Source organism: Pseudobythopirellula maris (genome assembly GCF_007859945.1).
GTDB lineage: Bacteria > Planctomycetota > Planctomycetia > Pirellulales > Lacipirellulaceae > Pseudobythopirellula > Pseudobythopirellula maris.
On the sequence record NZ_SJPQ01000003.1, the window covers coordinates 757,484 to 770,261 of the forward strand.

General features: G+C 66.4%; 8 protein-coding genes. 3 read left to right on the forward strand and 5 right to left on the reverse strand.

What is annotated here, in order from left to right:
* Positions 1-97 precede the first annotated feature (97 nt).
* The 3 genes from Mal64_RS15770 to Mal64_RS15780 form a co-directional block, all read right to left on the reverse strand.
* On the reverse strand, positions 98-1,747 hold the full coding sequence (locus Mal64_RS15770) for a molecular chaperone (RefSeq protein WP_146401978.1): 1,650 nt from the start codon (positions 1,745-1,747) through the stop codon (positions 98-100).
* Positions 1,680-2,987, reverse strand: a complete 1,308-nt coding sequence (locus Mal64_RS15775; RefSeq protein ID WP_146401980.1) for a type II secretion system protein GspD — start codon at positions 2,985-2,987, stop codon at positions 1,680-1,682. The genes Mal64_RS15770 and Mal64_RS15775 overlap by 68 nt, the downstream gene beginning before the upstream one ends.
* A 545-nt stretch (positions 2,988-3,532) precedes the next feature.
* The gene (locus tag Mal64_RS15780) at positions 3,533-4,057 is read right to left on the reverse strand and encodes a hypothetical protein (RefSeq protein ID WP_146401982.1); all 525 of its coding nucleotides are present in this window, start codon (positions 4,055-4,057) and stop codon (positions 3,533-3,535) included.
* A gap of 408 nt (positions 4,058-4,465) precedes the next feature.
* Here Mal64_RS15780 and ppc point away from each other — a divergent pair, with 408 nt between their 5' ends.
* The 3 genes from ppc (at position 4,466) to Mal64_RS15795 (ending at position 11,178) form a co-directional block, all read left to right on the forward strand.
* Entirely contained in the window at positions 4,466-7,225 is a 2,760-nt protein-coding gene (ppc, locus tag Mal64_RS15785; RefSeq protein ID WP_146401984.1) for a phosphoenolpyruvate carboxylase, read from the forward strand.
* A gap of 65 nt (positions 7,226-7,290) precedes the next feature.
* On the forward strand, positions 7,291-8,109 hold the full coding sequence (locus Mal64_RS15790) for a hypothetical protein (protein ID WP_197525812.1): 819 nt from the start codon (positions 7,291-7,293) through the stop codon (positions 8,107-8,109).
* A gap of 828 nt (positions 8,110-8,937) precedes the next feature.
* Entirely contained in the window at positions 8,938-11,178 is a 2,241-nt protein-coding gene (locus Mal64_RS15795; RefSeq protein ID WP_146401988.1) for a serine/threonine-protein kinase, read from the forward strand.
* A 117-nt stretch (positions 11,179-11,295) separates the two neighbouring features.
* On the opposite strand, the gene Mal64_RS15800 is transcribed toward Mal64_RS15795, so the two are convergent.
* The gene (locus tag Mal64_RS15800) at positions 11,296-12,120 is read right to left on the reverse strand and encodes a hypothetical protein (RefSeq protein ID WP_146401990.1); all 825 of its coding nucleotides are present in this window, start codon (positions 12,118-12,120) and stop codon (positions 11,296-11,298) included.
* Between the two features lie 93 nt (positions 12,121-12,213).
* Entirely contained in the window at positions 12,214-12,660 is a 447-nt protein-coding gene (locus Mal64_RS15805; protein WP_197525813.1) for a hypothetical protein, read from the reverse strand.
* Between the last annotated feature and the right edge of the window lie 118 nt (positions 12,661-12,778).

Here is a 12,778-nt window from a genome sequence, read left to right on the forward strand (position 1 = left end):
GCCAAGCAGTAGATGTCAAGAAGATTCTTGAACGGGAGGACGATTTAGCGATAAGAGCCGTGACCTAGCGGAGCGAAGAGTGAAACCGCGCCCCCCCTCAATCCACGTCGAGCTGTTGCTCGAGTGTCTCAACGTCGGCGCCCGAGTCGGGCGTTAGTTCGAGCGCCGCGTGGTAGGCGCCGGCCGGCAGGCCGGGGGTGTCGAAGGCGAGTGTCGCCGACTCGCCCGGCAGCACCCAACGCCCGAAACCGGCCTCGGCCGTGACTTGGCGTTCGACCACGTCGGTCAGGGTGAGCGTGGCGTGGGGCGCCAAGCGACACGTTCCGTGGTTGTGGACACGCAGCTCGACGGAGCCGCTCGTGGCCGTGCGGCGGCGCCACGTGAGCGGGTCGCTCGTCCACTCGACGCGCGACTCGGCGGGCGACAACAGGGCGACCGGCACCCGATGGGCTCCGCCGACCGTGGTCTCGGTCGGCGCGACCTCGACACGCAGCATGGCGTAGTGATCGCGGTCACGGTCGCCGCCGCCTCGCGCCGCCACGAGCACTTGGCGTTTAGAGCGTGGCCGCAGCGTGAAATCGGTGGGCCGCACGGTCAGCCAGTCCTCGGGCGGGGCGCCTCCCTCGGTCCCCTCCGCGGCCAATCGCACGCCGACCGTTTGGTCGGAGCGGTTGGTGAGTGTCAGCGGCACGAGCCGGGCTCCGCCGCGAGCGGTCGACAGCTCGAGCTGGCTCGGCGACGCCTCGACCGCCTCGACCACCTGGGCCACGACCGAGCGCTGCGCCGGGAAGTCGTTGGGACCGACCTCCAGGTCGAAGCGCTGCTTGCGGGCGGCGACGCCGCCGCGAGACAGTGTGACTTCGAGTTGATACTCGCCAGTGAAGAGCGGCTCACCCACGGGCGACATGGCGAGCACGCGACTGCCGGCCAGCATCTGCACCTTGGTCCCCTCGGGGCCACGGATCGCGCTACGCGACGGCAATCGCATGGCGAAGGGGCGGCCGATCGGTCCGCGTTCTCCGTGGATCTGACCGGCCACCTCCCAAACGCCCCCCTGGGCGTCGTTGGCCTCGAGCAGCACGGTGGCGATGGCGCGACCGTGGTGCTCGACCAGCGAGCCGGCGGAGATGGTCGGCGTCGACGCCTCGCGTCCGGCGCCGCCGCTCACCGTGGCGTCCATGCGCATCAGGTAACGCGTGAGGAACTTGACCGATGTTCCCGCCTCGCCGGTCGGCGCCGCCTCGGCGCCGACAAGGGCGCCAACCCCGGTGTCGACCAGGGGGGCGCCGCAGCCGCAGCCACGGCTTATGTCGGTCAGGGTGATCCCGGCGGTGTGGTAGCCGCCTGCGTCGGGCGGCAGACGCCACCTTCCCTCCACCTTCCTGCTCTCGCCCTTGCGTACAAAAACACGGTCATCGGTGAGAAAGCGGATGCTCGTTGACGATGGGACTCCAGTGTTCTCTGCCGGCAGAATCACGCCGGTCGGCTTCTGCACGAGCGCGACCGCCGCCGCCTCGAGCTCCACGTCGGACTCGAGCGCCTCGACCGTAAACTCGAACCGCAGCTCTTGGCCCGGCAGGGCATGGAACTCGTGTGTCAGCGGCGTGATGCGAAACACCGGCTTGGGCGGCGAAGCACGCACACTCACCCGGGTGGCCGCCGAGGCGCACGATCCTATTTCAGAGCCGGCCCACAGCAGCAACGCCGTCAGCGCGATCGCGCCCGTCTTCTTCGTGCGTCGGAGCACAGTCGTATCCCTCCTTCAAGATCCGGGGCGAGATGAAGATCGCCACCTCCGCCTTGGTGTCGAGCTTTTCGATACGGTTGAAAATCTTGCCCACGTACGGCAAGTCCCCCAGGAACGGCACCTTGTTGTGATGATCGACCTTCTGCCGCTGGGTCAGTCCGCCGATGACGATCGTCTCACCGTCGAGCACCTTCACGGTGGTCGAAACGCTGCGGCGGTTGATCACCGGGAAGCGGTCGGACGGATCGGCCTGGGTCTCGTCCGAGCGGATGTCTTCGCTCACCTCAGCGCGATCGATTTTTACCGTGACGTACGGGCTGCGAATCGCCGGGGTGATCTCGAGCATGATGCCCGCGTCGACCGCCTGGATGTCTTGGCGGTAGATGAAGTCGTTTCCCTCGGGCTGCACGCTGAAGAAGGTCTCGCGACCGATACGGATCTGGGCCTTCTCGCCGTCGAGCGCCATCACGCGCGGTGAAGCGCGGATCTTTACAAAGCCCTTCTGCTCCAGCATCCGCAGCAGCGAGCTGGTCACCTGGAAGTTGTTGAGGTTCCCGGCCGCGTTCGACGCCCCCACCGTGCTCGCCAGGCTCAGCCCCGACACGGCCAGCTGGGTCGTGCGGTCGTAGAGACGCACGCCGGCGTCGACATCGAAACCGAAGCGGAAGCTCGCCTGCGGCGAGTAGACGCAGATCATCGCCTCGAGCACCACCTGCGGCACGGGCCGGTCGAGGTGCTCGAGCTCGGCCAGGATTTGATCGGCGACCGCCGGCGGCGCCTCGACCAGCAGCCAGCCGCCGTTCGGCGCGGTCCGCACGAACCGCGTGTGCCGGGCTGGCAGCAGCGAGGCGAGCTCCTCGGGGCTGCGGTGCAGGGCGGTGTAGCGATACCGGTCGGCGAGCCAGTTGAACAACGCCGAATCGGGATCGGCCAACCCCACGTAGGTCACCCCCTCCACCTCGCGGTGGACGAAACCGAGAGGCAGCAGCACCTGCCGCAAGGCCTGATCGAACGATCGGTCGTCGATGATCGCGGTCGTGGCCCCACGCACGGCGTCGTCGATGATCACCTGCGTCTCAGCCTGGCTGGCGAGTGACTGGACCGCCTGACGAACGTCGGTCTCGACAAAGGTGTCGCTCACCCGCACACCCGCATCGGTCGGGGTCGGCAGGAGCGCGGGCGCCCCAGCGGCGCTGTTGAGCGGCGCCGCGATCAGATTGTGCGACGCGGTGCGAACCATCGTGTCGGGCTGAGCGAGACGCTCGCCTTCCGGCAACCCGCTATGCGCAGGTTCACGATGCGGCGTTTCGCGATGAAATGATTCAACGCCGGGACCCGATAGCTTTTCAATCCTCGCTGGCAAAGGTTTCGCAACCACACCTAGCGGCGGCAACCGACAGCCGGTGTGAGCGAGCGGTCGATTGTACGTGGCCAGGGTGTGAGCCCCGGCGTTCGACCCTAAGCCGTCCGCCTGATCCGGAAACCCTGCGAACGCTGGGAAGCGGAACTCTTCCTGCACGCCCCCGCCGTGCCAGTGCTCGGGCGACGAAGCCGCGCTCTGCGTGGCCGCTGGCTCTTTGGACGCCGAAGCGCAGCCGCCACCCGTCGGGATCACCACACACAGCACGATCAGAAATGTGCGGCGCGGTGTTTTGCGGTTGGCCATCGAATCCCCCCGTGCCTTGCAGTTCCCACACCTAAGCGGGGTGGTTGATAGCGGCTCGATCCACAGCGTTAGGAAGTATTGCCGTAGCGAGGCTCAACGCTGAGCTTGGAACGCGGCGATCAGTTCGCGGTAATGGTGCCCACCACGGTCACGCAGTACGTGCCAGGAACGAGCGTCGCGAGGCTGCCGGTGACAAACGCGACTTCGAGGTCGAACGTCGCGCTGCCGGGCCCGGTCGATTCGGCCTGGACCGTGGCAACAACATCGGGGACCACCGCCGAGACATCCGTCTGGTCGGTCCCCGTGGTGACCGACCAGCCGGCGCCGCCATCGGCCGAATCGATGGTTAGCGTCAGTTCCACATCACGCGCGACAAGCGGCAGCGTTTGGTGCGAAAACCCTGTGAGAGTCGAAAAGGTGACGACCGCGCCATCGGCGTCGTTGACCAAACAGGGCCAGAGCGTGTTGCCCAACGACTGGTCATTTGCCGTGCCGTCGTGCGTCAGCGAGATCACACTCACCGTCGGGGGCAAAATACTCAGCGCGGCCTCGACGTCGACGCAGAACAATGCGCTCGCGCTGAGCTGTGCATGAACTACTCCGCAGCACGTGGTGGATAACACGAAACCTATCAGCACCGCCATACAACGAATCATCCGTGATACTCCCTGCCCTGTTCTGCCCTAACGATATGCGATCTCCCGCACATTGATTGAGTTTCGTCCCCTACTCCCAATCGCCTGTAGCGATACCGTCAAACCAAGCCCTGTAAGTGGTTTTCCACATGAGATGTACAAGCACCGGCCTGAGCGACATGTCGGGCGGCAGATCAGCCGCCACTTGGTCGCAGTTCGTCTGCTTCATCGCGGCACGCTGAACCGCCCGCACCGCCAACCCATGCTTGCCTCCACGCCGCGACTTGAAGCCTTAAACCCCTTGATTATCAGGCTTTTTGCTGGGCGACGGCTTGCCGCGTGGCTGTAGAAGCTTATCCTCGCTGTTGGCGGATCCGCTCGTTTCCCGCTCCCCCTCCCTCCCGACCCCCGCCCCTCATGCCACCCTCTGAGAAGCTGCGCGAAGAAGTTGATTACCTGGGTCGCCGTTTCGGCGACGCCCTGCGAGCCCACGAGGGGGACGACGGCTTTGAACTCGTCGAGGCGGTCCGCTCCGACGCCCGGGCCTTCTGCGACGGCGACGAGGGGGCGGGCGACCGGCTCGCCGAGCGGCTCGCCAACCTGCCGAACAACCTGCTGAAGGTGGTGGTCAAGGCGTTCAGCGGCTTCCTGGAGCTCGCTAACCTAGCCGAGGACCGCCAGCGGGTGCGCGCCATCCGCGACGCCGCCCACAGCCGCCCCAGCCAGCCGCGCAAGGAGTCGATCCGCGACGCCCTCGCCACGCTCCGCGAGCAAGGCTTCTCGGCCATGGAGGTGCAGAAGGCGCTCGACCGGCTCGACATCGACTTGGTCTTCACCGCCCACCCGACCGAGGCCAAACGCAAGAGCCTGCGGCAGAAGCTGCGCAACCTCCGCGGGCTGCTGACCGAACGCGACGACCCCCAACTGTTGCCGCGCGAGCGTCAGCGGGTCGAGGGCCGCGTCGAGCGCGAGATGTCCAAGCTATGGCAGACCGACGCCGCCCGGCCGATGCGTCCCACGGTGCTCGAAGAGGTCGAGCGCGGGCTGTCCTTCTTGCCGGTCTTGTGGGACACGGCGCCGAAGATCCTTGACGAGTTACGCGAGGCGATCGCCGCCTCGTACCCCGATGGCGACCTGCGTTGCGCGCGTCCGCTGAGGTTTGGCAGCTGGATGGGCGGCGACCGCGACGGCCACCCTCATGTGACGCCCGACATCACGCGCCAGACGGTCGAGTGGCTCCGCCACGCGGCGCTCGACGCCCACCTGGACAGCTGCCGGCGGCTCTTGGACTCGCTCAGCATGGCGTGCCACGAAGGCCGCGGCTGCGGCGACCTGCTCAGCCTGGTGCAGCAAGCCCGCGAGCTGTGGCCCGTGCTGGACCAAGAGATCGAAGGGCTCGCCCCCAGCGAGGGATACCGGCTCTGGCTGCGGATCGTCATGTGGCGCCTGGAGCAGTCGCGCCGCTCAACGCTCGGCAAGCCGTCGCCCGAAGGGGCCTACGGCAGCGCCGCCGAGCTGCAGGCCGACCTCGAGCACGTCCGCAAAGCGCTGGTCGAGAGCGACAACGCCGACCTGGCCGATACCGAGCTGCAGGAGTGGCTCGACCAGATCGGCGTGTTCGGCATGCAGTTCGCCCGCCTCGACATCCGCCAGCACTCGGGCGTTTACGCCAGCGTGATGCGCGAGCTGTGGGTCGCCTCGGGCGTGCTCGGCGCCGAAGAGGAGCTCGACGAGGCGCGCCGCATCGAGCTCCTGCGGCAGACCATGCCGCTGGCCAAGAACCTTTCGCCGGTCGACCTTTCCGACTCGGCCCGCGAGACGCTCGAGCTGTTCCGCACACTGCGTCGGCTGGCGCGGCGATACGGCATGGAGTCGCTCGGCGCCCACATCGTCAGCATGACCCACGAGCCGAGCGACGTGCTCACCGTGCTCTGGCTGTGGCGCTGGAGCGAGCGCACCGGCGGCGGCGACCCACGCGACGCCGAGCTGCGGCTGCCGCTCGCACCGCTGCTCGAGACGATCGAGGACCTCAACGACGGCCCGCGGATCCTCAAGGGGCTCCTCGAGCTGCCCGAGTACCGGGAGCACGTCGCCGCGTTGGGCGACCAGCAGATGGTGATGGTCGGCTACAGCGACAGCACCAAAGACGGCGGCTACCTGGCCGCCTGCTGGGCGCTGCAGCGTGGGCAGATCAACATCCACGCCGCCGGCGCCCAGGCGGGCGTCCACGTCACGTTCTTCCACGGCCGCGGCGGCTCGCTCGGCCGAGGCGGCGGGCCGGCCGCCCGGGCGATCTTGTCGCTCCCCGGCGTCACGTTCGACGGCTCGCTCCGCCTCACCGAGCAGGGCGAGGTGCTCGCCGAGCGCTACGACTCGCACCCGATCGCCCACCGCCACCTGGAGCAGGTCTTCTGGTCGGTGCTGATGGCGGCCACGCACGACTACTCCAAAGACGACACCCAGGAGTGGCGCACCGCGATGGACCGCATGTCCGATTCGGCCCTGGAGGCCTATCGCCTGCTGGTCGAGAAGCCCGGCTTCGTGCCGTTCTTCCGCACGGCCACTCCGATCGCCGGCATCGAACAGCTGCCGATCGGCTCGCGCCCCGCTAAACGCAAGGGGGGCGACAGCATCCAAGACCTCCGGGCCATCCCGTGGGTCTTCTCCTGGACCCAGAGCCGCTGCCTGCTGCCGGCGTGGTACGGCCTCGGCTCGGCGGTGCTGGCCGAGCTCGACGCCGACCCGAAGCGGATCGACACGCTCCGCGAGATGTACGCCCGCTGGCGTTTCTTCCAGGCGACGATCGACAACACCACCCTGGCGCTTGCCAAAGCGAACATGCCCGTGTTCCGCCGCTACGTGGCCCAGGCCCTCGACACGGTCGACGACCCCGCGGCGCTCGAGGCCGTGGCCGGCGCGATCTACGTCGAGTTCGACCGCACCCGCGAAGCGATCCTGCGGATCACCCGCAACGACGAGCTGCTCGACGACATCCCCTGGCTGCAGCGCTCGATCCGCGTGCGCAACCGCTACGTCGACCCGCTGAACTTCGTGCAGCTCGAGCTGATGCGCCGCAGCGGCGAGGCCGAGCCCGAGACGCCCGAGGCCGAGCAGCTCGCCCGCCTGGTGCAGCTCGCCATCAAAGGCGTGGCGGCCGGCATGCGCACCACGGGGTGAAATACACTTGTTTGATACAGCCGTAAGGTGGGCAGGTCTATCGGCACAAGAGATCTCGTCGTGGCGTGTATTTATCTACCGGCAAGCACAGTCCTAAATATTTAGCCATTCTGCTTAGCAGTAAAATTTCAAGTTCTTCCTACAGGGATATCTTATCCCACACGAAACAACGAGGAACTGATCATTTGAAGAAGCGTCGCAAGTACTCGTTTTCGATTCGGTACCGTCTAATCGACATGTTGGCAGTGATGGCCATCGTGGTTCTTGCCTTCGCAACCTATCGCCAAAAAGCACAAATAACCTACCTGCAACGCTACTCTCAGTCACTTTCAGATGCTCTTGGATTTGAGACATCCGTCCTGATTGAGTATGAGCGGTATCAACTCTTCCGACTTGAAGATGGAAAAATCATTGCAGTAAAAGTCGAGGCGCCGCTGACTGAGTCGATTGAGAATGACACTAGAGCCTGCATCCCACTTCGGTGGGCGATGATCGAATCGAGTGAGTCTGGCGCCGAATCGGCAAGCCAGCTCTCGCAAGTATTCCAGACCATCGACGTTCCTGGCAATACAATGGCCCAGGACACCCGGGACGGAGGAAAAGAACTTCTCGGTGAGAGTTGTGGTGGTCGACTCGTCGCTGGGCCATTATCTATTGGCTGGTCACGGCGCAGTGCAAACAGCGGATGGCTCAACCTGAACGACACCTTGGGCCGCGCGGTATTCATGTACACCGAACAACCGAAAAGCCTCGATAACCTACGTTTGTCGCCGCTACAGTGGAGACCGGTGTACTGGACAACCAATTTCCATGATAGACAAGGTTGGGATCATTTCTGGCAGCCGCATAACCTCATCTCGGAATGGGAAGAGATGAGTAAATAGCCAATCGGGTAGCCCAGGTACTTGAACCTGGGTGGCGGAGCCACAAGAAGCGGCCGCTGAACGGTCGTGGTCGGGCGATTCGTGTGCTACACGGCGTCTGCTCTGCCGTTTCATGTCGCCTGCGGCGACCCAGGTTTGAAAACCTGGGTTACCCGCGCTGCGTCTGCTCTGCGTCTGCTCTGCGTCTGCTCTGCGTCTGCTCTGCGTCTGCTCTGCGTCTGCTCTGCGTCTGCTCTGCGTCTCCGCGCCTCTGCGCGAGACCTCTATCGGACCGACTCAAACGCGCGGCCAAATATTTCACTGCGCGACTTACGTCGATTCGGCGACGCCAAAGAATCGGCGCAAGTCCGGCCCACTGCAGAGCATACAACAAAATCGCTAGTGGCCAAAAATCGCTGCTGCGCGCTTGGCCCAAAAGCGGTTGTCGAAATTAGGTGATCGGGCCGCTACAAAGATAATTGGGCGCCGCAGGGGGTCGCGATAGTCTCGAAGGAGTGCGTTCTTTCGAGCCTTGGGCCGATTCGACGACGTCGCGCTGCGTTTTTCCGGCGAGTATCTTGGCGTGCGATGGCGGTACTTTTTTTGAGCCGGCTGTCGCAAAGCTTTTTGGATTACTTTTGGCCGCCTCATGCATGCGCCGCTTCCCGAGGACGCGGGCTAACTCGTCAGCGAAGTTGCGGCCGGGGGGCGGATGAACGAAACTGTTTTTCTGAACGCTTCGCAACATCGCAGCAAACCCGGTAATCGTCGTCTTATGATTTCCGGCGGCGCCTTGCGAGATAGCTCCCAACTTCGCTCCCCCTTCGTGCGGCTCGCACGAGAGACTTCATGACGCCAGACGCGGACCCCGCCGACTCGGACAACAAGCTAACCGATGGCGCCACCGAGCGGCCGTTCGATGATCTGCTGGAAGAATGCCTTGAGCGGCTCGCCGAGGCGGCGCCCGTGGCGGACCCGGCTGAGCTGGCCGGCATGCTCCCCACGGGAGGCACGGTCCACGCCGAGGGCCTGCTCGTCGAGATGATCAAGCTCGACATGGCCGCGGCGGCGGAATCGGACGTCGCGCCGACGCTCGACCGCTACTTCAACGCCTTGTCTCCCTCAATCAGCGCCGAGCGGGCGCCGTTCGACTTGGTACTCGAAGAGCTGCAGCTGCGCAAGGAGTGCGGCGTCGAGCCCGAGCGCAACGAGTACGCGGCGCGGTTCCCGCAGCATCACGCAACGCTCGACCGATTCCTTGGGGTCGCGACCGCGACCGGCGGCGCCGGGCGCCAGGCGCCGCCCGAAGAGATCGCCGCGGGCGAGCGCGTCGACGAGTTCCTGGTGGTGCAAACCTTGGGGCGGGGGGCGTTCGCGCAAGTCTACCTGGCTCGTCAGGAGTCGATGCAGCGGCTCGTGGCGCTCAAGGTGTCGCGGGCGGCGGCGGGCGAGCCGCAGGCAATGGCCCGCCTCGATCACCCGAGCATCGTCCGCGTGTACGATCAACGCCAATTGGACGACGACGGCGTTCACCTGCTCTACATGCAGTACCTGCCCGGCGGCACGCTGTCGCCGGTGGTCCGTCGGGCGGCGCAGACCACCCCCGCCGACCGCAGCGGCGCGATGATCTTGGAAGAGGTCGACGAGCGGATGCTCGCCGCCGCGCAGCTGGCGCCCGAGCACTCGGCAGCGCGGGCGTGGCTCGCCGCCGCTTCGTGGCCGATGGCGGTCGCTTGGCTCGGCGCCCAGTTGGCCCACGCCCTCGACGCGGCCCACGCCCAAGGCGTGCTGCACCGCGACGTGAAGCCCGCCAACGTGCTGCTCTCGGCCGAGGGCGTGCCGAAGCTCGCCGACTTCAACGTCAGCGCCGAGGCGGACGACGCCGAGTCGGCCATGGGGGGCTCGATCGGCTACATGGCGCCCGAGCACCTGCGGGCGCTGACGGCCAGCCGGTTCGACGCGCCGACGGAGGTGCGCGAGTCGGCCGACCTGTACTCGCTCGGCGTGCTGCTGTGGGAGCTGTGGCAAGGCCGCCGGCCGTTCGAGGCGAGCGGCGCCGCGGGAGACTTAAACGCCGCCGCCCTTGCACAGCTCGAATCGAGGAAGGTGCCGCCCCTCACGCCTGAGTCGAACGGCAGCGGCAGCGATCGGGCGTTGGAGGAGACCCTCCGCCGCGCCATTAGCTACGACACCGAGCAGCGTCCGCGTTCGGGCGCCGAGCTGGCGGGCGGTTTGCGGCTGGCGATGCACCCGGCGGCGGCCGACCTGTTCGACCCCAAGCCACGGAGCCTACGCCGCGCGGCGCTTTGGCCCTCGCCCTGGCTGGTGGCGGCGTTGGCCGTGCTGCTGCCGAACATCTTGGCGGGGGTCTTCAATTACTTCTACAACGAGCGGGTGATCATCCGTCGCCACCCGGAGATGCAGGCCAATTTCCAGCTGCTCGCCACGTGGGTCAACTCGATCGCCTTCCCGCTGGGGGGCGTTCTCACCCTGTGGTTCACAAGGCCGTTGGCTCAAGCGATGGCCGATGTCAGAGCGGGCCGCCGTGTGGACGCCCCAGCGCTCGACGCGATCGTGGCGCTCTGCGGCCGTGGCGCGGCGATCGGCGGCGCCTTGTGGGGATTCGCCGGAGTCATCTACCCCGTGGTTCTGCGGCTGTGGCACCCCGGTTTCCCGCCTGACGAGGCGTTCCACTTCTTCCTCTCGCTGCTGGTCGACGGCGGCATCGCCTGCGTTTACCCCTACTTCGTGCTGCTGCTCGCCGTGTCGCTCGTCTATTACCCGAGGATGCTCCGCCGGTCGCTGCACGACCCAGGGTTTGACCGCCGATTCGCCAATGTCCGCCGCGAGGCGGCCGGCTTCCTGCTGGCGGCGGCTGTCATACCGCTGCTCGCGGTGGCGATGCTCGCCTCACGCGACGTGCTGGCGCGCGACATTCTGCAAACGGCTGTCGCCGCGACGGCCGTCGGCCTGCTGGCCTCGTTCACCGCCTACCAAGCGGTGCTCTCGGCGTGGGAACGGATGGGCGAGGTGCTCTCGACCCGCCGCGCAGCGGCGCCGGGGTTGATCGATTCGGGCGCGACACGTTAGCTCGCTCCTGCGGGCGAAAGCGGGGGATTTGTTATCCGTCTCTGTGTGGCCTACGAAAAAGGGCCGCCGGCAAGTTTGCCGGCGGCCCTAAGCTTACGCCTCAGCGATCAGCCAGAATCACATCTGGCTGAGCATCGCGTCGATTTCCGACCCCATTGGGTCGTCGCCCGTCGGCTCGACGCCAAAGGCGTCGAGCGCTGAGTCGAGCTCGCCTTGCTGCGTTTCGGGAGCCGGCGCGGGCTCCACTGGCTGCACCGCCGCTGGCGCGTCGGCCGGCTCGCCGATCGCCTCGACCGCCGGGGCCTCGACGACCACTTGCGCCGGAATGTCACTGCGACAGAGTAGCTGCAAGTTGTTCGACTCATCGATCTCGGCAAAGCCGTCGAGGCTGTCGATCGCTACGAGCAGCTTCTGGAACGCCAGCGGGCAGCCGTCGCCCAGCACGCCTTGGCCCATAGCGAGCGACTCGATCGGCAGCTGGATGGCGATCTCGACGCACCCGCCTGCGGGGATCGAGTCGACCGTGGCGAGGGCCGTCGGGTCGTGCGGCCGGATCGGTCCCAGCAACGCGACGAGAGTCACCTGCAGGTGGCAAACGTCCCGTGGGCTGCAGTTCTTGATTGTCACGGCGTAGGTCGGGGCGCAGGCGGGGTCGTCCGAGGCCACCAGCGCGACGCCGGCGATTTGCAGGTCGCCCAGCTCAACGGCTGGCATCTCGATCGGGCCGTAGGGCGAGTGGGCGATCATGCCGGCCGCCGGGCCAACGCCCGCCCCGCCGCCGATGCCAAACCGCATCAGCAGGTCGATCACGTGGTCGCAGCGTGGGCCGCCCATGAGCAGTTGCTGGTAGCCAGCCGGGCCGAGGCCTTGGGCCGAGGCGGAGGCGCCGAGCGGGGCGACCGCCGCGGCGAGCAGTAAGACACGCATGAATGAGACGTTCATCGAAAGCTCCTTGAAATTCGTGGAAAGAGAAAAAAGCCCGGCGGCCGTTGGTTCGGTCGCCGGGCTCGGAAGCAGTCGCAGCAGCGGAGGGGCTCAGTGGCATCCCCAGTAGCCTTGGTAAACCGGCTCGACCGGGGCGACGTAGAGCGGCGCCGGGGCGTGCTGAACCGGGGGCCAGTAGCCGTTCCAGTGGCCGCCGTAGTTGTGGTGGTTGTTGTGGTGATTGTTGTGGTGGCCGCCGTGGTTGAAGTAGAAGTTCCCGCCGCGGTGGTTGTTGTGGAAGTTGTGATTGCCGCCGCCGTTGTGGTGGAAGTTGCGGCGCCCGCCGCCGTGGTTTCCGCCGCCGTTGCCGCCACCGCGGTGACCGCCGCCATTCCCGCCGCGGTGGCCGGTCACGGTGGCGTCGAGGCCGTCTTCGCTCGGCGTGGTCAGCTGGCTCGGGTCGAGCGAGGCGATCTGGTCGAACAGGTCGTCGGAGGCCTGGGCGGCGGCGGTCAGTGAGAGCAGAGCAACGAGAGCAAGGGGGGCGAGCTTGGTCATCGAGAGGTTCCTAGTTCGGCAGGATGGTTTGAAAGGAGTTGGTCGAGGCTGCCGGCCTCGCCGCTCCGAAGTGTTCTTGACTGAACAGCTAAGCGGCGACGGCGGCCGGGTGTTACCG

What these genes read in the sequence shown, in the direction of transcription:
- ppc (WP_146401984.1), top strand. Translation starts at nt 4,466, where the DNA reads ATGCCACCCTCTGAGAAGCTGCGCGAAGAAGTTGATTACCTGGGTCGC.
- Mal64_RS15800 (WP_146401990.1), bottom strand. Translation starts at nt 12,120, where the DNA reads ATGAACGTCTCATTCATGCGTGTCTTACTGCTCGCCGCGGCGGTCGCC.
- Mal64_RS15805 (WP_197525813.1), bottom strand. Translation starts at nt 12,660, where the DNA reads ATGACCAAGCTCGCCCCCCTTGCTCTCGTTGCTCTGCTCTCACTGACC.
- Mal64_RS15780 (WP_146401982.1), bottom strand. Translation starts at nt 4,057, where the DNA reads ATGGCGGTGCTGATAGGTTTCGTGTTATCCACCACGTGCTGCGGAGTA.
- Mal64_RS15795 (WP_146401988.1), top strand. Translation starts at nt 8,938, where the DNA reads ATGACGCCAGACGCGGACCCCGCCGACTCGGACAACAAGCTAACCGAT.
- Mal64_RS15775 (WP_146401980.1), bottom strand. Translation starts at nt 2,987, where the DNA reads ATGGTTCGCACCGCGTCGCACAATCTGATCGCGGCGCCGCTCAACAGC.